Raw genomic sequence first — 18,739 nt, 5'->3', positions numbered from 1 at the left:
TTAGAACTTTATGATGTTTAGACTATTTTACAATCAAAATGCTAATCTCATACAATACGCACATCGGCAGGGCAACGAGCGAAAGCGTGAACACGTCCGATGTCGGGGTAATAACCGCGGCGACCACAAGAATAATCACAATAGCGTGTTTCTGATAGCGGCGCATGAAATTCGCCAAAAGAAAAGTACTGACATGAAAAAGATGATTGCCAGTATGATTCTTATCTTTCGTAATATAAACTATTTCCCTTTTTCAATCTGAAATTCATTAGCCAACCACTCATTAAGCAAATTTGCCAGTTCTGCATTATTCAAATCCTGCATCAAGAAGTGTGTATTTCCATAAATGCCGATTTTAGGAAGTTCTACCAATGTTGCATTTCCTCCGTGTCGGTTGATAGCTTCGACGAACTTGCGAGCCATCTGGAGGCGAACGCGCCAATTCTCGTCACCGAGATTCTTGGAGGGTGTTTCAGGAATGTAATCCCCGAAATAAAGAATAATCGGAATTTCCGTGAGCCGTTTGAATTGTTCCATCGGAACGGCTGTTCCGGCTACACCGCCGGTCAAGCCCTCGATACGATCAGGAACTTCGCCTTCAGGGAATACGAACCCGCCCGGCTCATAGGACGCGACACCTTTGACCTCTGAATTTTGCATCGCAGACATCCAACCGGGGAACCCTCCGGCAGAATGGGTTACGAGAATATGGTCGCCGATGCGTTCGGCCAAGGCTCCAAGCGCGGGAACATCTAATTGATGGTTGCTCAAATCGGGTGTCATTTCGCGGAAGAACTGCGAAAGAGAAGTCGAATCTTTCGGGAACTGCACGCCCTCGTTGTAATTCGGCCATACGCCGATACGCCAGATGTCGAACCAGAACATTTCGTCGGCCACAGGCTTGGCTGTCGTTGTTGCTGATGTCCGTCCAGCACGTCCACGACCGGGAAGATCGACCACGTAACTGCTCCAGCCACGGCGTAACATCAACGTGGCGAAACCTTCTCTACCGTCGGGAGTCATTTGCCAGCATACACCCGAACCTCCGTAACCGTGAACATAGACTAACGGTAGTTTCTTGCTGTCGGCAGGAATCTGAAAATCTACAAAGGCATGGTCGGCCCGATAGCTTTGTCCGGTTTCTTCCTGCTCCCCCCATCCGACGAACTTACTGTTGTCATATTCCCCCGATCTTTGTATAGTTTGCCCGCCTACCGAAAAATGTCCTTGTCGGGCAATCGTTATATTCTGTGCGCCGGCTATTGCTGTAACAGACAGCAACAATACCGATAAGATTATTTTTTTCATTGTTTTTTTGTTATTTGGTTCAACACTCCGCGAAGCGGTTCCGAATAGGTTTTTCCGAGATTCATTTCCACGATATTCAGTAATGCCGAAAGTTGTTCGGCTGTAACGCCGAGATGCAGGCATATCGCTGCATGGCTCCTGAACATCGGCTCAACGCCGCCGACACCGGCAAGAATGGAGACTGTTGCAAGCTCGCGTTCCCGATAAGTCAGCAGGTCTCTCTCAAAAAGGTCTGCAAAAAGATGTTCTTTCAAGAAGCGTTCGATAGCAGGTACAAATATTGCATAACCTGCTTTGGGGGCATCGACGGAAGTACCCGATATTTCGGCAAGTATATCCCGTCCCCGTTCGTAGCGGGTTCTATTGTCGTTCATTTCAGTAACTTCCCGACCGACAACATCGTTCATCCCGTTCGCTTTCCGCTCGTCCACGACCTGCATAAAGGTTTGTATCGCCCGCAAGCTACGCGGAAACCCACAATAAGCGTAAGCGTGAATCAATACCTCGTTTATTTCATTAATGGTCATACCTGCCTCCAACGCTCCCGCGAGAGCCGGTTTCAGGTGTTCCAAATCTCCCTTTCCGGTATAGGATGCCACCGCTACAATGGCTTGTTCGCGTGCGGCCAATATACTGTTTGCCTTCGCATAACGGTTTTCCGCTTCAGTCGTAGCTTCCTGATATTGGCTGTCGCTGACGGGATCGAGCCATACTGCCGCATTTATCTGCGGGTTGGTCGTAATGGCGATATGCGCAAACCAACTGTCCGGTGCTGCCCCGTGCCAATGCACCACGTCAGGAGCTATCTCCACGATGTCGCCCGGAAACAACCGGCGGGCGGGTTGTCCTTTTTCCTGATAATACCCGACACCGGCTGTCGCAATCAATATCTGACCGGCTTTATGCGAGTGCCAACTGTTGCGGCATCCCGGTTCAAAGGTTACGTTTGACATGGGAACATTCAACTCTTTCTGCTCACTTAATGGTGCAAACCATGCTTTGCCCGTAAAATTGGGGTTTGAAGATAGTTTCTCGCCAAGCGGATAAGGCTGGCGAAATGTCATTTCCGGATTATTCTGCGCTATCGCTCCAGTGGAAAGCAACAACAATACTGTAATAGCAAATGATTTCATATCGCTCTGATTTTAAGTTCTTACTGTTGCAAAATTAGAGAGAATACAACAAACCGGCGATACAAAAAAATCGGTAAAAACTGCTGTTTTTACCGAAAATGCGAATGAAGAGAAATAGGATTATTCCCTATAATCCGTCGGATTCAGCCCCAGATTGCGTTGCACGTAACGGCTGAAATAGGCAGGGGATGAAAAACCGAACATATCGGAAATCTGGACAAATGTCAGCGACTTGTCGCGGAGCAGACGGGATATTTCGAGTATCGTATAACGGTTGATCCAATAGTTGGCGGCATACCCGCTTATTTTCTTCGATACTTCCGAAAGGTATTTCGACGTAACGCACAAACAATCGGCATAATAGGTAACTTCCCGATGCTCACGAAACGCACCTTCTTCCAGCATTTTCAGGAAACGACTCATGATAGAGGCGTTCTGCGTGGAAATGTCGCTCTCGCCATAGATGCGGGCATGAAAATCGAAGAAGTCGAGAATGGCTGTCTGCATGGCGTTGATAAGTGTCTCACGGTAGAATCGGTGCTCCGTGTCTTTGATGCGGAATTCCAGTTGCTCGAAGTCACGGCGACAGATAATCTGCTGTTCGGGCGAGAGATGCATGACGGGATTAAGAAAAAGAGCCAGTTGCCCTTTCATACCGTAATTGCTTTGCGGTGTGCATAACTCGATAAATCCGGGTTTCGCGTAGATTATTTTGCATTGAAAGTCATCTTTCGGCTCTATCTTCTCTATCATCTTCCGCTTGCGGATGATAGAAAGATCTCCGGCGTGCAACTCGAACTCTTTCCCGTTGAACAGATAACGGCACGTGCCTCCCAGACAAAGCAAGTGCGCCAGATACTCCTCTTCGGAATCCGTTCTCACCATGCCGAGCCTATTGGCAACAATTACGTCTTTCTGTTCTTCCATATTCTATTTTTTACACTAAAAGCAAAAATAGCGAATAAATACGAAATTAAATAGGGATATTATCCGTTCAGTAACACTTTTTATGCTTTTAACAAAATAATCCACGCTCTATTTATTGAATAACATTGATTGTCCGCAGCCAATTCTCTACTCCCTCCGTATTTCGTCCGACAGTACCGAAACCTTGCAAGTGAACCGAACCGGGGGTAAGTTCAACGATTTTAGCGAGAGTTTCCTCTCGATAGGTAGCAGAGTAAGTACAAAATGGCACAATGATTTTATCTGTAAAATCATATTCCGAACTCTCAAGGAACGACCATATCGCCATCGGAGCCGTATGCCACCAGACCGGGCAGCCTACAAATACGACGTCGTATTCATCGAAATTCTCTACCGATGTGCCTAATTCCGGCCGAGTGCCATTATCCAACTCTTCACGTGCAACTTCCGTACATTCGTTGTAGTCAGTCGGATAGGGAGTAGCTGTTTCAATCCGAAACAGTGTACCACCGGTCTGTTCTGCAATATTTTCCGCCAAATATTGAGTAGTGCCTCCCCAACTGAAATAGGCGACGAGTATTTTACGGTTTGCATCGTATTCTATGTAATCATTTTGATACAAAGGAGTGTCCGAACCTTCCTCTTTGGAACAGGCGACCAACGCAATCAACATAGAAAGAATCCCGCTCCAGAATATAATATTTCGTTTCATTTTTCTGTACTTTATATGTTATTGAATCTATTCCATCATGCCAATTCCCTGCAACCAATTCAAAATACCGTCGCGGGAAGTCGCCGTATTATTACGGGAAATACTATACCCGTTTACCATCGTTGCATCCGGCTCTAACTCTGCAATATCTTCCAATGTCCCAGACCAACCGCTGCCTCCGTGCGTGGAAAACGGGATAATGGTTTTGCCGGCGAAATCATACTTGTCGAAGAAAGAATACATGGCCATCGGCATCTGATACCACCAGATAGGATAACCGATGAAAATAACATCATAATTGTCAAAACTCTCTATGTTCGTGGCGAGTTCGGGATGAATGTTATTCTGACGTTCCTGATTTGCCTGACTTGCCAGATCATCGTAACTTTCAGGATAAGGCTGTAAGGTCTGAATCCGAACCATATCTCCTCCCGTAGCTTCATTGATGATGGTAGCCACGTATTGGACACTGCCGTAAAGCTCCCCGTTCACGGTCACTCGGCTGGCAGAAGTTACCGCATCCACATTGTTAGGAAGAGGCTGGGAAAAATAGGCGATCAGAATTTTATGGTTCGTTCCGGGAACGACCTCTTCCATATCCTGATTCCCGTTGCCGGTATCCGGTTCGTCATTCGAGCAGGCAACAACAAGGCATATAGTGCCTGCCAATAGTGCGAGTGCATAAAGTATCTTTTTCATAATCCTTTGTTTTTAATCATTTTAACAGCTTGATTTCTTTCAGCCATGCTTCAATGCCTTCCGTGTTTTTATCCACGGCTCCGAATCCTTTCCGATGCCCGGCGGCAGGTGTCAGTTCTGCGATTTTGGCCAGCGTTTCATCCCGATAAGTCGAGGCATAGGTACAGAAAGGAATGACTGTTTTCCCCTTGAAATCATAACTCTCCGAGAACGTATTGATAATCATAGGGGCTGTATGCCACCAAACAGGACAACCGATGAAGATAACATCGTACTGATCCCAATCCTCGACTTTATTTTTAATGGCGGGACGTGCATCGGCTTCTTTCTCCGCTTTCGCCACTTCGGTACACGGGGTGTATTCAGTAGGGTATGGTTTTTCTGGCTCGATACGGAATAGAGTCCCTCCAGTGAGTGATGCGATATGTCCGGCCACTTTCTGGGTATTGCCGCCCCAACTGAAATAAGCCACCAATATTTTTCCGGAAGATTGTTTATCCGGTGTCGCTTGCGCGTAAGCCCCGATATGGAACAAAACGGCAATCAATAAAATTGTGAATCTTAATTTCATAAATCAATCATTTAATTCGTTAAATATTTTTTCCGAGATTATATGCCTCCGTTTCGTATTGGCTGCCTTTTACAGCTCCCTTACGCCCCATGCCCGTTGCCTTGACCATACCCCGCTCCGTGGGATTGGGGAGACACATCACAAAGCCGCGAAAACCGTTTATCGCCCAATCTGCCGTACTCTCTTCAGCATCAGCACAAGCGGTCAGATAGAAAAACTCCTTATCTTTCATTTCTCGATAACGCCCGTATGTACGGTCGATAAAGGTTTTCAACTGTCCGGTAATGTTCATGTAATAAACAGGACTTGCCAATACAATCACATCCGCGTTTACCAGCTTATCCACGAGCATCGGGACATCATCCCCGGCCTCATTTGCCCGCTTTCCTACCCGTTGCACGTCCTCTTCCGAGAAATAGCCGATATTATAATCGGCAAGAAACACCTTCTCCACATATCCTCCAGCCTCTTTCGCTCCGCGTGCGAAGGCGTCGCACAATAAATCGGTATTACCTCCTTTACGGGGGCTTCCGGAAATAACCAGCACTCTCTTATGTTCTTTCGGATTGGGCGATGTTTCCGAAAAATTGATATGGTATCCTTCCGGTACACGTTCAGGCTTGCTGTCTCCACAAGAAGCCAAAGCCCCGACAAGGAGGCTTATGACTACGAATGATGCTATTTTGCTAATTTTTAGGCTCATAGCTTACAGATTCTTGTTGAAAAAATCCGTCAGATTAACTACGGCTTGTTCCACGTATTCCGGCACAAAATAAGTTTTGATGTGCGTAGCGCCGGGAATAAGGAACAGCTCCTTGTCCGATGTTCCCGTGGCCTTGCTGTAACACAGTTCGGTCATGTAGAACGTGTCCGCGATACTTCCCGCAATCATCAACAACGGTTGGTTGATAAGATACATTCCTTCGCTCGCGTCGAATGCCATAAGATCTACAAGACTGCTTTTGGTGTACTTGAATGTAGAATTGGGGTGCGCGTGGCTTTGAAGATAATACTCGTATCCGTCACGGTAAAGGTCGAAGGGGAGTTTTGCGGCCTGCTCCGGTGTCATTCCGCTCATGTCGCCGATATATTCGGGTTCCCCGGTTTCCGCTTCTTTCTGACGTGCGGCACAGGCATCGGCAAGACGCTGCTGAACTTCGTTTATCTGCGAATCGAGAAAACCATTACGGCGCACCAGTCCCGTGTTGAACATACTCAACGTGGCTACCGCCTTGAAACGCTTGTCTGTCTGCGCGGCTTTTAACGTATAGCCGCCACCGCCACAGATGCCGAGAATACCGACACGGGCAGGATCGACACCCGGATATTGCGCCAGAATATCGGCAGCACGATGGATGTCCTCGATACGGTTGGCAGGCTTGTCCGTACTGCGCGGTTGCCCTTCACTGGCTCCCTGATAAGCGGCATCAAACGCAAGACAGATATAACCTGCCTCTGCCATACGCTGACTGTATAATCCCGCAACCTGCTCTTTGACGCCACCGTTCGGATGGGCGACGACAAGGGCGGGATAGCTTTTCGCCCGGTCATATCCCGCGGGGGTATAGACATTGGCGGCGATTTTCAGGCCGTTCAATTCGTAAGTGATGGAGTGGATATTCACCGCTCCCTCCTTGTTTTCCGTGATAGCACCGTTATAGACCAATCCCCACGGATTACTGTTGTGACTTTTAATTGTTTTGACATCCACGTATGTGAACGGCATTTTCTCTTTCTTTTCCATATTCTCTTGTGCATTTAATGTATTGCATACAGCCATTGTCGCACACAATACGGTTGTGATTATCTTTTTCATTATTATCTATTTATATGTTTTACGGACATTGCAAAGGTAGAAAGGGGCCGGCAATTTCCCCTTACGTTATTTACGGTTGGATTTTCCATTTTTACGGGAAATGTATTTTTCCCAGAATGCGACTGCATCTTTTTCCCAGCCCTCTGCACTCGTTCCTATACCCAATCCGAACCCATGTCGCAGATTCGGGAACAGATGAAATTCGGCATCAATGCCTATGGCCTGAAGATTCTCCACCCGCTGACGCATGACCGATGCGCTCGCGATGGCGTCGTTATCACCGATAACCACGTATGTCGGAGGATCGTTGCGCGTATAATCGGAGTGCCCGGTATAACCCATCACGACCGTTGCCGGACGCGGATGTACTGCACTGATGAACCCCTGCGTCCCGTAAGAGCCGAGATAAGCCGCCATACGTGCCCCCGCAGAACCGCCCCAGAGCGAATAGTCGTCGGTCGAGACCTGCAACTCTTCGGCATGGCGCATAATAAAGTCGATGGCCCCGGCAAGATCTTCGCAAGCGACCTGCGCCCCGCCCGTGCGGTATTGGATGGAAAAGGCGTTGTAACCCATCTTGCTCAACGCGATGGCAAGCGGAAATCCCTCGTGGATAGCCCCCACATACGAGAAACCTCCACCGGGACACACGATTGCAAACGGTTTGCCGGGTTCTCCCCGAAAAAAGAACAGTCCCGTATTGTTTTTCCGGGAATCCGCCTGCTTATCCGCATCCGAATAAATGTCATAAAAGAGCGTGTTCCCGTCATGCACGTAATCGACCATCGTGTTGATGGTTTCAACCGCTCTTTCGCCCGTTATGTAATTATGATACGGGAGCATACTCGCCACATTCTGCAATGTCATATTAACGTTATAGCTCCGCTCTGCCGGGAGTATGAATCGTCCGAACCCGTTAAAAGCCTCATGATTGACAACATCGCTCACGGTATTGGCCGTGGTCAGATGCCCGTAAACGGGTGTCGTATCATTATCCTCTTCTTCATTATTGTTCGGATCATCCGACGGTTGCTCTGTCTCCGGTTTATAAGGTTCGTCTTCAGTAGATGTGCAAGCCGTAAATGGCATTATCGAGCAAAGCAATAACATTATTCCTACCATCTTTTTCATAGTCTATTTATTATTGAAGTGAAATTTATATCGGAGCCAGACAACCCCGTATTTCCGTTGTTCTACCGAAAGAAGTTGCAGGTTTTGACCTTTTGCCGGGCAATCGGTTTTACTCCCGATATACTCGAAAACAGAGGGGATACCTGCAAGCCCGTCGATTCCGGGATAAACGACTAAACTTAACTCGTCAATAACTCCCTCTTTCAGCAAAGCTCCGTTCAAGATTCCTCCGCCCTGCACCGATACCGAACGGATACCGAACTCACGATTGGCCGCTTCAAGACCCGCGTACAAATCGGTTGCGTCTTCCACGACAACATAAGAGATACGCATCCCGCGCAGGAACGCAAGATACTCTTCCGTGACGTTCCGGCCTAAAACCACGAGGATATTATCGCCACGCAAGGTGGAGGAGGTGAAGAGTATGTCGCCGTCGGGATCAGACACGATAAACATTCTCTCGGAGTGCCGCTCTCCCATGAAAACAGAAGCGGTTCCGGAGAAGGGGGTATTCCCTTTGCTCGATTTTTCAGGAAATACAGCGCAAACCGTGTTTTTCCCGAACATCCACGCATCGGTATTCAGTTCACGGCCGATAGCCGCGTAAACCTTCAACAACTCTGTTTTATCCGTTTCGCCGAACGGCTGCGTCCAGCGATTGTCGAGTAACCGCCCATCGACGGAACTCATGATATGACATATTACTTTTGGTTTCATTTTTCTTCGTTCTATCTATTTACTTTTTATAGGGGAACCTCCGAACACATCGCTCATGCCTATTGTATCGAGTTCCGCATCAATACGCCGGATTTCCTCTGTTGTCAGGTGTATATCCACAGCCCCGATATTCTCCTTCAATCGCGAAAGATGGCGCGTGCCGGGAATGGGCACGATCCACGGATGCTTGTTTATCATCCACGCCAATGCGATTTGCGAGGGTGTGGCATGGTATTCATCTGCCAGATGCTCCACAAGGCTGAACAGCCTTTGGTTCTGTTTAAAACTTTCGGGACGGAACTGCGGCATGGATGCACGGTAATCTGTCTTGGTGTCGAATCGTGTGTCGGCCGTGTAACAATCCGTCAATAACCCGTTCGCCAACGGGGAAAATGCCACGAATCCGACACCCAACTCTTCGAGCACGGGAAACAGATTCTCGTGCCACCGCGCCATCATCGAGTAACGGTTCTGAATGGCTGTAACGGGACAGACTTTATGGGCACGACGCAGATACTCCTCCGTTGCTTCCGATATGCCCCAATGGAGGATTTTACCCTCCCGTATCAGGTCTGCCATGACACCGGCCACCTCCTCCGGGGAAATCTTCGGATCGATACGATGCTGGTAATAGAGGTCGATGCGGTCGGTCTGTAAACGACGGAGCGATTCCTCGACCGAATAACGGATTATTTCGGGACGCGAATCCGGTATCAATACGTGCGGCCCGGATGATTGGGGGGCATCGAATCTCAAACCGAATTTCGAGGCGATGACAACCCGGTTGCGTAGCGGCCTTAACGCTTCGCCCAGCAACTCCTCGTTATGATGCGGACGGTCGGGAGTCCCGTACACTTCAGCCGTATCGAAAAAAGTGTACCCCATATCCACGGCATACGCCAGCAACTCTTTCATCTCATGTGTATCGGCAGGCTCTCCGTAGGCATGGCTCATACCCATGCAGCCCAATCCGATGGCGGACACTCTCAATCCGCTCAATCCTAATACTCTGTATTCCATTGTGCTATTTGATTTCATTAGAAATATCCTTACCGTTCGATTCTTTTAACCGGAAACCGCTATAAGCGGCAAACAAGGCGATGACGAGCAATACGGCAAATGCTGCTAAATAGGAATCATTGCCGTAAATATGCACTCCATCCACCACCTGCGGCGGGAAAAGCTCCATTATCCATCCCGTCGAATGACCGATAACGGCTGTCACGATATAGGCCAGAAAAGCATAGACGCTTAACATCACACCCCAAATATCGTTGTGATTCGACTCGCGTACCAATGCGACAATGACTGGCGAGATATTTCCGGCAAAGGCAAGCAGAATAAAGGCTCCGCTTATCAACCACGGAGAATGAACTCCCGACAACAGGCAACCGACAATCAACAGAAATGCGGCTGCGGTTCCAACACCGGAGAAAAGCATCAACGGACGGCGACGGTTCTTCAACATCTTGCTCAAAGCAGGAGCCAGCAGACTATTGACAGCACCTATGACCATCAATACGGTAAGAACCCATCCGGCACTTTCGGGATTCATACCCGAATAATCTTCCAAGAATTTTTTACCGAAGATGCTTTGTATCGCGAAATAAAGCCCGAACGGGAAACCGCCGCAAACGAGAATATGGATATTCTGGCGTACTTTCAACACTTCAAAAAAACGATGGTAGTCGAATTTGGCGGTCTGTACCACTTCCGGCATGGGAAGCGTGCATTTCAATCCGGCATAGGCGAGATAGATTAAGGTTGCTATGCCTCCGACCAACAACAAAGCCTGCTGCCACCCCATCATCTGTACCCCGGCAATGAAAGGGGCATTGCCCATCACTCCGCCCAAATAACCGCCTACCATGACAAAGCCCAACATCATGGCAAAGCTGTTCGGATAGATACGGCTCGTTTCCTTTGTAATACTCAAATAGATACTTGCAGCACCGAACCCCACCATGAAGCGGGCGACATAAAGTAGCCAAAGAGATGGCGCGACAGCAGACAAGAGACTGCCGCCACACAGTACCAGACCTCCCCAAGCCATAACACGCGCACCGCTGAAACGATCCACCAACAACCCGACTACCAACTGGCTGATGGCATACGTGTACATGAATATCGCTCCGATGCCGGTAACACTTCCTGCGGTCGCCGAAAAATGTTCCTGCAACTCGTTGAATATAGCACCCGGCATTACCACTTTTTGCAGGTTGGCAATAAAGTAAAGTAACACGGCACAAAGCCAGAACAGGAATAAACTTTTTGTCGTATCTTTCTTCATGGCGTCAGGATTTTATGGCTGTCCCACCGAATACCGCCGACATCCGCATCGTGTCCAATGCTTTGTCTATCTGTCTCACCTCATCTGCTGTCAGGTCTATATCCGAGGCTCCGGCGTTTTCCTGCAATCGGCTGAACTTGCGTGTCCCCGGAATAGGTACGATCCACGCTTTCTTGCAGAGCATCCATGCAAGGGATATTTGTGCCGGGGTGGCATTCTTTTCTTCGGCCAAACGGCGTACCAGTCCGAGCAACTCCCGGTTCTCTGCAAAACTTTCGGGACGGAACTGCGGCATGGAAGCACGGTAATCCGTTCCGGCCTCGAAACGGGATGATGCCGTGTATTGGTCGGATAGCAGGCCGTTGGCAAGCGGAGAGAACGGGACGAACCCGATACCCAATTCTTCGAGCACGGGAAAAAGCGATTCGTAGTGCCGTGCCATCATGGAGTAACGGTTTTCCACGGCGGTAATCGGGCAGACACTATGTGCCCTGCGGATCACCTCTTCCGTGGCTTCCGAGATTCCCCAGTGGAGGATTTTTCCCTCCTTTATCAAATCGGCCATTACGCCCGCAACCTCTTCGGGCGGTACACCCGCATCCACGCGGTGCTGGTAGTAAAGGTCGATATGGTCGGTCTGCAACCTTTTCAGCGAACCTTCCACGCTGCGACGGATAGTGTCAGGGCGTGAATCGGTAATCAACGGGTAAGGAATCTTTCCGCTCTCCGTATCGAAACGAAGTCCGAATTTAGTCGCGATCACGATACGGTTGCGATACGGTTTTAAGGCATTTCCCAACAGTTCCTCGTTATCGTGAGGATTCTCTGTCGTGCCATAAGTTTCGGCGGTATCAAAGAACGTATAACCGATTTCTACGGCTTTAGCCAACAGTTCCGACATTTCCCGTTTATCGGCAGGCGCACCATAAGCATGGCTCATGCCCATGCACCCCAATCCGATGGCGGATATATATAATCCGCTTTTTCCTAATTCTCTATTCTTCATAATTTTCTTGATTTGTTTTTTTTGTTAATCTTTCAGTTAGAAAGAGATTTACCTATATAATCTGTTTATTGCAAAAAAGTAAATTGAGCTGGTTTTACACTGTCATAATGGAATCTTCCGGTCAATCCAATCCTTTTTCATGCAGGAAATCGAACATGAGGTCGCTTATCTCCAAATTATTTAAGTCGGAAAACAGGAAATGTGTATTACCTTTTATGCCGATTTCTGGCAGGTGGACAACTTTTGCATCTCCTCCATGGCGATTTATACATTCTGCGAAAAGCCGTGCCATTGCCAAACGTACACGCCATGTGTCCTGCCCCCAGTGTTCAGTTGGCTCTTTAGGAATATTGTCACCGTAATAAATAATGATAGGAATGCACGTGAGAGAAGTGAATTGCTCCAGTGATACGGAATCAGCAGTCAATGCTCCGTAAGGACAAGAGGTCGGCATAGGAGCCGGAACCTCTCCTTTAGGAAAAATAAAACTACTACCCGGTTCGTAAGCGACTACTGCCCGTACTTTGGGGTTCCTGATGACGGTCAGCCATCCGGGACCTCCACCCATAGAATGAGTTACCAGGACTCCTTCTCCTGTGCGGTCGAACACGGCAGCCATTGCATCCGCTACGACATGCTTGTCAAAAGCTCCTGTATTCGGGGTGATTTGTCGCATGAATTGTTCCAATGACTGCGGATCTTTTGGAAACTGAACATCGGGGAAAAACTCCGGCCATATACCCAAACGGAATATTTCAAACTGGAAAGCTTCTTCCGGCAAAGCAGAAATAGAATCGGACACCATACTTCTCCCGGCTTTTCCCCTACGAGGCTGATCAACCAGATAAACACTGAATCCCAACCGTAGAAAGATATTTTGAAATCCTTCACGCCCGTCGGGTGTGGTTTCCCACGTTTTTGAAGATTCTCCGTTACCATGCAGAAATACCAGCGGGTATTTACGGGCATGAAGCGGTTTCTGGTAAAATACATACGCATGGTCGCCGTGGAGTGTCTGTCCGGCAGGATTGGTCGGGTCATTTTCATTGTAGATTCCTGGGGTTGTCACGGCGGCTCCTCCGGCAAGGAAACTTCCCTGTTCCTCTACCACCAGCACTTCGCCATCAACCCGTTCCCGTCTGTCTTGCCTGCATGATATAAACAAACTGAACAAAATGGCTGAAGCCATCCATAGCTTTAGTGAATTTTTCTTTCTCATTGCTTTTCTCATTTTTATTCGCCGAAACAGAACCATCAAATCGGACGATATCTGTTTCTTTGTTTTTGATGTTGCAAAGTTAGAGAGAACCTTTCAGCGAGGCTTTACAAGAATTGCGGTTGAAAATGCTATTATTTCGGTTTTTCGATATTCTCGTACATATACCCCGATTGGCCTGATTTCATTTTCCGAAAAAATGGTAATTACACCCGTATTTTTTGTTCCTACCGAATGAAGGAACGTCCGTAATTTTGCAGTCGGATAAAAACTTGAAACCATAAATAATAGTTAAGTATGAAAAAGTATTTGATTTTACTGATGATGGCTATGACCATCACAATGTTCGGAGCTTGCTCGCCCGAAGATGAAAATGAACCTGAAATGCCGGGTATTGAAACACCCGAAACACCGGACGAGGAGGAACCGGGCGATCAGGAAGAACCTGATAACCCGGACAATCCCGACGATCCGAACAATCCGGGGGAGAATCCTGATACTCCCGAAAGCGACAGCAAAATTCTGGTTGCCTATTTCAGTTGGGGAGGAACGACACAACGTATGGCGCAGGAGATTGCCAGCCAGACCGGAGCCGATCTTTTTCGGATAGAGCCGACAGTTCCTTATCCTACTGACTATACCGAATGTACGGAAGTCGCCCTTGAAGAACGGGACAACGATGCACGTCCGGCTATTGCCGACAATGTGGAAAATTGGGAACAGTACGATGTTATCTTCATCGGTAGCCCCGTTTGGTGGCATACAGCTCCGATGATCATCGCCACCTTTGCCGAAAGCTACGACTTCTCCGGTAAGACCGTCGTGCCGTTCTGCACTTATTCGGCAACTTACCGAGACGAAACGCTCGCCCGCATTGCAGAACTTACGCCCGATGCTGCCCACCTGACCGGTGAAGGGCTGACGAGCGGACGAATCAATGCAGAAAATGTAGGAACGTGGCTACGGGAAATCGGGGTTATTGAATAATAATATAATCCTATAATTATGAACATATTCAAATACATCCTTGTAATGACCGTGGCGATAGCCATGTCATACGGAAATACGGTACAGGCCCAGACAAAAAATGATAATAACATGAAAACAGTCGTCGTATATTTCACACATTCCGGCAATACCGAGCTTGCCGCCAAGCAGGTTGCAGAAGTGACAGGAGCCAGAATGATTCGGCTTTTGCCCGAACAACCCTATTCATCGGAAGATGTTGATTGGGTAAACGAGCAATCCCGTTGCACGCAGGAACACCTCAATCAGTCGCTTCGACCGGCTATTAAACCGATTGACATTGACTTCGCAAAGGTTGATACGGTGTTTGTCGGTTTCCCTATTTGGTGGCACGAAGAACCGGCAGTGATCCGTACTTTTCTCGACAATTACGGTGAACAACTGAAAGGCAAGGTGATATTTCCTTTCTGTACATCTTACGAAAGCCCTATGTCGGAAGCCGATGCCACGCTAAAGAAAGGTTATCCTGCTTTGAAAATCAGAAAAGGACTTCGTCTGCCTGCTAAATCAGAAGAAATTAAAAAATGGATATTTCAATGAATAAAGTAATATTAAACAACGGTGTAGAAATGCCCCAGATGGGCTACGGTATCTATCAGGTTTCGCCTGCCGAGTGCGAACACTGCGTAAGCGATGCCCTGAAAGTCGGTTATCGGATGATTGACACGGCGCAAGCCTATCACAACGAAGAGGGTGTAGGCAATGCCGTGCAAAAAAGCGGTATTGACCGCAAAGAGATTTTTTTGGTCTCGAAAGTGTGGATTTCCAACTACGGCTATGAAAAGGCGAAGACTTCCATAGACGAGAGCCTGCGCAAGTTGCAGACGGATTACATCGACCTGATGTTGCTCCACCAACCATTCTGCGATCGTTACGGCGCATACCGGGCGTTGGAAGAGGCATATAAGGAAGGAAAACTTCGAGCTATCGGCGTGAGCAATTTTTACCCGGATCATTTTATCGACATTGCCGGTAATATGGAAATTGTTCCGGCTGTAAATCAAGTGGAAACCCATGTTTTCAACCAGCAAACCGAACCGCAGCAAATCATGGAAGAGTTCGGTACACACATCATGTCATGGGGGCCGTTTGCCGAAGGAAGAAACGGGTTCTTTACGAATCCTTTGCTTGCTGGAATCGGGGCAAAATATGGCAAAAGTGTTGCTCAAGTCGCTTTACGTTGGCTGATACAACGAGGCGTAATCATTATCCCCAAATCGACACACATCGAACGGATGCGGCAAAATATCGACATATTCGATTTTGAACTGACTGCCGAAGACATGGCCTCCATTGCTACACTTGACACGGGAAAAAGTCTTTTCTTCGATCACCACGATGCGGAAACCGCCCGAATGTTTATGGAAAGGAGGTAATCTATGAAAAAGAATTTAGGTAATACTCCCGTAGTCGCTCCGTTGCCCGTGTTGATTGTGGCAACCTATGATGAACAAGGTACACCCAACGCCATGAACGCGGCATGGGGCGGGCAATGTGGTTATCATCACGTCGCGTTGAATCTCGCACTTGGGCATAAAACAACCGAGAATCTGAAAAATAAAAAGGCGTTCACGTTAAGTATTGCCAATGTAGAAACATTGGTGCTTTCTGATTATTTCGGTCTTGTTTCCGGACGCAAGGAAAACAAGATTGAAAAAGCGGGTGTACACGTTACCCATAGCGAATTTGTCGATGCACCCGTTATCGACGAATATCCTCTGACTCTCGAATGTAAAGTTGTAGAAATGCAGGAGGCGTTGGGAGAAATGCACGTCGTGGGAGAGGTCGTAAATGTGCAAGCTGATGAATCCATATTGAATACACAAGGTAAAGTGGATTTAGGAAAGTTGCAACCCATTTCGTTCGATTCCGTATTGCGTTCTTACCGCGTACTCGGAGATGTGGTTGGTAAGGCGTTTAAGGCTGGAACACAATTACACTAAAAATAAATCAATGAAAATCATGATAGGGAATCTAATAATCTATGGATTCCCTATTTAAATTCTTACCTTAAGAAAATAAAAGGGGGATTTGCTTTTGTGTTCATTCAAATAAAAATCAATGAAATACCGATACTTGTTTCTTTTATTTATTAAATAGATTGCTATTTAATAGGTTATTACATGATAAACATATCGTAGTCGGTATTTACTGAGAGTACATTGAAAATAATATAAATTTACCCTATTTGTCTCTTTTCAAAAGAGAAATGGGTATTTTATTATGGCTCTAAAGATAAAACTGTACTCTATCTGTTATTAATATCCCATATCCACCTGAATGAAAACAAATACCGAGTGTACGATTGATTTTCGGGAAATATCATCCAGTTTCAATTCAATATAATTTGCTATTTATCAGTATATAACACTAATTGAAAATATAGTTATACCGACCTCGTTTTTAGTTATCTATATAACTAATAATTTTGTAAAAGATTAAAATGAAGAAATATATGAGTTAGTACTTGCTTGATGCATTTTATGATGATTTAGTAGGAGTTGATAATTTGTAAAACCTAAAATGTGATGCGATGAAAACATTAACAAATGCACTCCTTTTCAATCTATTTACCTCCTACTTGGAGGATATGGTACAAGTGGCGGAAGAATTACCTGCTGCTTATGATAATTTTGTAACTCTGCTTGGAGAACTTCCACAAAATGAAGGCCAAATATTGAAGTTACGTCGCTTGAATTATACTAAAATAGAGCTGACTTCTATGCAAATAGTATCGGAGCAAATGTTGGATAAAAGGCATGTTTTGTACGATGTGTTTATCGGTAAGGCATTATCTCTTCTTGATACAGAAATAGAAATGGTCAAGGAGTTATTCAAATATGGGAATATTATCCCCGAATTGAAACCGGAAATAATGAAAGGAACAAAAGATAAATCTGTTGTCATGTTGACTTGGAACGGTACAGACAGTGATTTGATTGAACTGGTGGCTGCGTTGATGGCAGCCGATGCAATAAGTTCGAGAAATGGAGATAAACTAACTGTGATAAGTGTAATTCGAGCTTTTGAGGATATGTTTCATCTTAAAATAAATGCACTATATACCAAACGGGGAAAAGTGTTTGACCGTTGTACGGACACTACTCCTTTTATTGATTCCTTGCGTGTAAGTTATAACCGTATGCTGGAGAAACGGTTAATTTAAAAGTCATGCGCCAACGAACGCCAAAGCCCGACTCGGATTCCCTCTTTATTGTGGGTTGTCAGATGATGTATTTTCTTTGCAAGCATTAAGTTATGCAAAAAGAATCAAGTTATGGGACTATTGAAAGATTGGGCAGACCGTTGGTTACATCACCGGACAGCCGAAGCGGATAACTTGCCTGTTTCGGCAGACAATGAGAATCAGCGCATGTCTGCTGTGGCAACGGATGAGGGTGTACTTCTCTTCTCGGACAGTGTAAAGGGAATGAAAGCACGTACCACTTACTTACAACATCTGGCAGACGGTTTCTTCAACTTCAGTAAAAAAGTGGAAACACTTAAACTGTATGAAATAGAGATTCCCATGCGGCAGATGGTTGAACTGGCCGATAATTGTATCGACAAACTCTCAAAAGCAGACTTGCGCAGGGATGATATACAATTAAGAAAATCGGTATGCAGCTTCACGCCCGAAAAGATGTCGGGAAAGGAGATGCTGGTGGGTGCCGTTTGCACTGGCAAATACGACTTACGTCCCGACTTCAATAACTTTGACCGTTTGACAAAGGACTTCGACCTGGGTATCTCACCCCGTAATTATGATGTTGCGGCACTGCTGTATATCTCGGAGAACGGATATGCCGGCCTTATGGAAGCGGACCATTTCCATCCGTTCAGCTATCAGTATGAGTTCAAGGAACTGGCGGAGAAGCTGGGGGACAGTATGAAGGCGAGACGGGAAGCCCCGCTCTCGGCGCACGACTTCGGCTATGCGGCCTTGCAGATGGAAGCCAAAACAATGGCGAGGGACATCCTGCAATCGGAGTTCCACATTACAGACGGGGAGTTCAGGCTGGGCGGAAAAGCGAGCCGGACATCACAAAGGACAAAAACTCCGGAAAAGTGTTCGTCTCAACAGTCCAAAGAGCCGGAACCGGAAAAATCGGTGCGTCAGGCTACGAAGCATGTCTCTTCCGTTATTCCGCAGAAGAAAGAAAAAAAACAACTGATTATATAATATG

The 18,739-nt window shown here is 46.9% G+C and carries 21 protein-coding genes and 1 pseudogene; 7 read left to right on the top strand and 15 right to left on the bottom strand.

Going from position 1 to position 18,739, the window contains the following annotated elements:
* Positions 1 to 22: 22 nt before the first annotated feature.
* The 15 genes and pseudogenes from I2F54_RS14320 to I2F54_RS14250 form a co-directional block, all read right to left on the bottom strand.
* Positions 23 to 184 (bottom strand): annotated as a pseudogene (locus tag I2F54_RS14320) (twin-arginine translocase subunit TatC); the annotation flags it as partial.
* A 56-nt stretch (positions 185 to 240) separates the two neighbouring features.
* Entirely contained in the window at positions 241 to 1,308 is a 1,068-nt protein-coding gene (locus I2F54_RS14315) for an alpha/beta hydrolase (RefSeq protein WP_195501572.1), read from the bottom strand.
* Positions 1,305 to 2,372 (bottom strand): cupin domain-containing carboxymuconolactone decarboxylase family protein, encoded by a 1,068-nt coding sequence (locus tag I2F54_RS14310; RefSeq protein WP_410518273.1) that lies wholly within the window; start codon positions 2,370 to 2,372, stop codon positions 1,305 to 1,307. Before I2F54_RS14310 ends, I2F54_RS14315 begins: the two co-directional genes overlap by 4 nt.
* A 189-nt stretch (positions 2,373 to 2,561) precedes the next feature.
* Entirely contained in the window at positions 2,562 to 3,368 is an 807-nt protein-coding gene (locus tag I2F54_RS14305) for a helix-turn-helix domain-containing protein (protein WP_195501568.1), read from the bottom strand.
* A gap of 112 nt (positions 3,369 to 3,480) precedes the next feature.
* On the bottom strand, positions 3,481 to 4,080 hold the full coding sequence (locus I2F54_RS14300) for a flavodoxin (protein ID WP_061438486.1): 600 nt from the start codon (positions 4,078 to 4,080) through the stop codon (positions 3,481 to 3,483).
* Between the two features lie 27 nt (positions 4,081 to 4,107).
* Positions 4,108 to 4,779, bottom strand: a complete 672-nt coding sequence (locus tag I2F54_RS14295) for a flavodoxin (RefSeq protein ID WP_195501566.1) — start codon at positions 4,777 to 4,779, stop codon at positions 4,108 to 4,110.
* A 16-nt stretch (positions 4,780 to 4,795) separates the two neighbouring features.
* The gene (locus tag I2F54_RS14290; RefSeq protein WP_195501564.1) at positions 4,796 to 5,350 is read right to left on the bottom strand and encodes a flavodoxin; all 555 of its coding nucleotides are present in this window, start codon (positions 5,348 to 5,350) and stop codon (positions 4,796 to 4,798) included.
* Between the two features lie 19 nt (positions 5,351 to 5,369).
* The gene (locus tag I2F54_RS14285; protein WP_195501562.1) at positions 5,370 to 6,053 is read right to left on the bottom strand and encodes a flavodoxin family protein; all 684 of its coding nucleotides are present in this window, start codon (positions 6,051 to 6,053) and stop codon (positions 5,370 to 5,372) included.
* A 3-nt stretch (positions 6,054 to 6,056) separates the two neighbouring features.
* The gene (locus I2F54_RS14280) at positions 6,057 to 7,166 is read right to left on the bottom strand and encodes an alpha/beta hydrolase (RefSeq protein ID WP_195501560.1); all 1,110 of its coding nucleotides are present in this window, start codon (positions 7,164 to 7,166) and stop codon (positions 6,057 to 6,059) included.
* Positions 7,167 to 7,232: 66 nt separating this feature from the next.
* On the bottom strand, positions 7,233 to 8,297 hold the full coding sequence (locus I2F54_RS14275) for an alpha/beta hydrolase (protein WP_195501558.1): 1,065 nt from the start codon (positions 8,295 to 8,297) through the stop codon (positions 7,233 to 7,235).
* Positions 8,298 to 8,300: 3 nt separating this feature from the next.
* Complete coding sequence (locus tag I2F54_RS14270) at positions 8,301 to 9,014, bottom strand: dihydrofolate reductase family protein (protein WP_195501556.1); 714 nt, start codon at positions 9,012 to 9,014, stop codon at positions 8,301 to 8,303.
* A 15-nt stretch (positions 9,015 to 9,029) separates the two neighbouring features.
* Positions 9,030 to 10,034: an aldo/keto reductase gene (locus I2F54_RS14265; protein WP_195501554.1), complete on the bottom strand. Its 1,005-nt coding sequence runs from the start codon at positions 10,032 to 10,034 to the stop codon at positions 9,030 to 9,032.
* A gap of 4 nt (positions 10,035 to 10,038) precedes the next feature.
* A complete protein-coding gene (locus tag I2F54_RS14260; protein ID WP_195501552.1) occupies positions 10,039 to 11,304 on the bottom strand; it encodes an MFS transporter in 1,266 nt (421 codons plus the stop codon).
* 4 nt (positions 11,305 to 11,308) lie between these two features.
* Positions 11,309 to 12,310 (bottom strand): aldo/keto reductase, encoded by a 1,002-nt coding sequence (locus I2F54_RS14255; RefSeq protein WP_195501550.1) that lies wholly within the window; start codon positions 12,308 to 12,310, stop codon positions 11,309 to 11,311.
* Positions 12,311 to 12,431: 121 nt separating this feature from the next.
* Complete coding sequence (locus I2F54_RS14250) at positions 12,432 to 13,499, bottom strand: alpha/beta hydrolase (protein WP_229097207.1); 1,068 nt, start codon at positions 13,497 to 13,499, stop codon at positions 12,432 to 12,434.
* Between I2F54_RS14250 and I2F54_RS14245 the strand changes: the two genes are divergently transcribed.
* From I2F54_RS14245 to I2F54_RS14215, 7 genes are all read left to right on the top strand, one after another.
* A complete protein-coding gene (locus I2F54_RS14245) occupies positions 13,486 to 13,764 on the top strand; it encodes a hypothetical protein (RefSeq protein WP_195501621.1) in 279 nt (92 codons plus the stop codon). The genes I2F54_RS14250 and I2F54_RS14245 overlap by 14 nt on opposite strands.
* Positions 13,765 to 13,823: 59 nt before the next feature.
* Positions 13,824 to 14,513: a flavodoxin gene (locus I2F54_RS14240; RefSeq protein WP_195501546.1), complete on the top strand. Its 690-nt coding sequence runs from the start codon at positions 13,824 to 13,826 to the stop codon at positions 14,511 to 14,513.
* An 18-nt stretch (positions 14,514 to 14,531) separates the two neighbouring features.
* Positions 14,532 to 15,092 carry a flavodoxin gene (locus I2F54_RS14235; RefSeq protein WP_195501543.1) on the top strand — a complete coding sequence of 187 codons (561 nt, stop codon included), beginning with the start codon at positions 14,532 to 14,534 and terminating at the stop codon, positions 15,090 to 15,092.
* The gene (locus I2F54_RS14230; RefSeq protein ID WP_195501541.1) at positions 15,089 to 15,928 is read left to right on the top strand and encodes an aldo/keto reductase; all 840 of its coding nucleotides are present in this window, start codon (positions 15,089 to 15,091) and stop codon (positions 15,926 to 15,928) included. Before I2F54_RS14235 ends, I2F54_RS14230 begins: the two co-directional genes overlap by 4 nt.
* A gap of 3 nt (positions 15,929 to 15,931) precedes the next feature.
* The gene (locus tag I2F54_RS14225; RefSeq protein ID WP_195501539.1) at positions 15,932 to 16,495 is read left to right on the top strand and encodes a flavin reductase family protein; all 564 of its coding nucleotides are present in this window, start codon (positions 15,932 to 15,934) and stop codon (positions 16,493 to 16,495) included.
* Between the two features lie 590 nt (positions 16,496 to 17,085).
* A complete protein-coding gene (locus tag I2F54_RS14220) occupies positions 17,086 to 17,718 on the top strand; it encodes an RteC domain-containing protein (protein WP_195501537.1) in 633 nt (210 codons plus the stop codon).
* Between the two features lie 111 nt (positions 17,719 to 17,829).
* The gene (locus tag I2F54_RS14215; protein WP_195501535.1) at positions 17,830 to 18,735 is read left to right on the top strand and encodes a DUF6047 family protein; all 906 of its coding nucleotides are present in this window, start codon (positions 17,830 to 17,832) and stop codon (positions 18,733 to 18,735) included.
* The last annotated feature ends 4 nt before the right edge of the window (positions 18,736 to 18,739 follow it).

The sequence above is a fragment of the Bacteroides clarus genome (assembly GCF_015555825.1).
Taxonomy (GTDB): domain Bacteria; phylum Bacteroidota; class Bacteroidia; order Bacteroidales; family Bacteroidaceae; genus Bacteroides; species Bacteroides clarus.
This window is presented reverse-complemented; position numbering and strand designations above follow the sequence as displayed.

Excerpts from the sequence above, each read along its gene's own strand:
- I2F54_RS14215 (WP_195501535.1), top strand. The coding sequence starts at position 17,830 with ATGGGACTATTGAAAGATTGGGCAGACCGTTGGTTACATCACCGGACA.
- I2F54_RS14235 (WP_195501543.1), top strand. The coding sequence starts at position 14,532 with ATGAACATATTCAAATACATCCTTGTAATGACCGTGGCGATAGCCATG.
- I2F54_RS14255 (WP_195501550.1), bottom strand. The coding sequence starts at position 12,310 with ATGAAGAATAGAGAATTAGGAAAAAGCGGATTATATATATCCGCCATC.
- I2F54_RS14295 (WP_195501566.1), bottom strand. The coding sequence starts at position 4,779 with ATGAAAAAGATACTTTATGCACTCGCACTATTGGCAGGCACTATATGC.
- I2F54_RS14275 (WP_195501558.1), bottom strand. The coding sequence starts at position 8,297 with ATGAAAAAGATGGTAGGAATAATGTTATTGCTTTGCTCGATAATGCCA.
- I2F54_RS14285 (WP_195501562.1), bottom strand. The coding sequence starts at position 6,053 with ATGAGCCTAAAAATTAGCAAAATAGCATCATTCGTAGTCATAAGCCTC.
- I2F54_RS14265 (WP_195501554.1), bottom strand. The coding sequence starts at position 10,034 with ATGGAATACAGAGTATTAGGATTGAGCGGATTGAGAGTGTCCGCCATC.
- I2F54_RS14230 (WP_195501541.1), top strand. The coding sequence starts at position 15,089 with ATGAATAAAGTAATATTAAACAACGGTGTAGAAATGCCCCAGATGGGC.
- I2F54_RS14290 (WP_195501564.1), bottom strand. The coding sequence starts at position 5,350 with ATGAAATTAAGATTCACAATTTTATTGATTGCCGTTTTGTTCCATATC.
- I2F54_RS14280 (WP_195501560.1), bottom strand. The coding sequence starts at position 7,166 with ATGAAAAAGATAATCACAACCGTATTGTGTGCGACAATGGCTGTATGC.
- I2F54_RS14225 (WP_195501539.1), top strand. The coding sequence starts at position 15,932 with ATGAAAAAGAATTTAGGTAATACTCCCGTAGTCGCTCCGTTGCCCGTG.
- I2F54_RS14240 (WP_195501546.1), top strand. The coding sequence starts at position 13,824 with ATGAAAAAGTATTTGATTTTACTGATGATGGCTATGACCATCACAATG.
- I2F54_RS14220 (WP_195501537.1), top strand. The coding sequence starts at position 17,086 with ATGAAAACATTAACAAATGCACTCCTTTTCAATCTATTTACCTCCTAC.
- I2F54_RS14310 (WP_410518273.1), bottom strand. The coding sequence starts at position 2,372 with ATGACATTTCGCCAGCCTTATCCGCTTGGCGAGAAACTATCTTCAAAC.
- I2F54_RS14250 (WP_229097207.1), bottom strand. The coding sequence starts at position 13,499 with ATGGCTTCAGCCATTTTGTTCAGTTTGTTTATATCATGCAGGCAAGAC.
- I2F54_RS14260 (WP_195501552.1), bottom strand. The coding sequence starts at position 11,304 with ATGAAGAAAGATACGACAAAAAGTTTATTCCTGTTCTGGCTTTGTGCC.
- I2F54_RS14315 (WP_195501572.1), bottom strand. The coding sequence starts at position 1,308 with ATGAAAAAAATAATCTTATCGGTATTGTTGCTGTCTGTTACAGCAATA.
- I2F54_RS14245 (WP_195501621.1), top strand. The coding sequence starts at position 13,486 with ATGGCTGAAGCCATCCATAGCTTTAGTGAATTTTTCTTTCTCATTGCT.
- I2F54_RS14300 (WP_061438486.1), bottom strand. The coding sequence starts at position 4,080 with ATGAAACGAAATATTATATTCTGGAGCGGGATTCTTTCTATGTTGATT.
- I2F54_RS14305 (WP_195501568.1), bottom strand. The coding sequence starts at position 3,368 with ATGGAAGAACAGAAAGACGTAATTGTTGCCAATAGGCTCGGCATGGTG.
- I2F54_RS14270 (WP_195501556.1), bottom strand. The coding sequence starts at position 9,014 with ATGAAACCAAAAGTAATATGTCATATCATGAGTTCCGTCGATGGGCGG.